Below are 344 nucleotides of genomic sequence, written 5' to 3'. Positions count from 1 at the left end.
GGTTGGCTACACTGACCTGATAAGGCAGCACTTGCCGCGTGACGCAGCCGTTCAATATCAACACGCCGCCCATTACCGCCAGTCCGGCAAGCGACTTGGAGATGCGCCGACGCGCACTGTGAATCCGGGTCACTGGGCGATATCAGACGACTGATCAATTTCTTCGAGGCTCTTCGCCACGATCTGTCTAAGCATCGTGTCGGACGATTGCTGTATAGGCATCGGCTGAAGCCCAGCCGGGCCCGATGCATTGCCGATCGTCGTGTAGATCGCGTGCTTGACTACCTTGGTCACAGCATCATGCCCGGGTTCGATGTAGCTGACGCTGCAAATGTAGCCGTCGG

General features: G+C 57.8%; 1 protein-coding gene. It reads right to left on the bottom strand.

The window, feature by feature from the left end:
* Window positions 1-129 precede the first annotated feature (129 nt).
* Window positions 130-344: hypothetical protein (locus SB724_RS19600; protein ID WP_410572445.1), on the bottom strand; the 215-nt coding region annotated here is incomplete at its 5' end.

It is taken from the genome of Bacillus sp. SIMBA_031, assembly GCF_046535225.1.
Classification (GTDB): domain Bacteria; phylum Bacillota; class Bacilli; order Bacillales; family Bacillaceae; genus Bacillus; species Bacillus velezensis.
The sequence above is the reverse complement of the archived record's forward strand: the minus strand, read 5'-3'. Positions and strand labels throughout refer to the sequence as shown.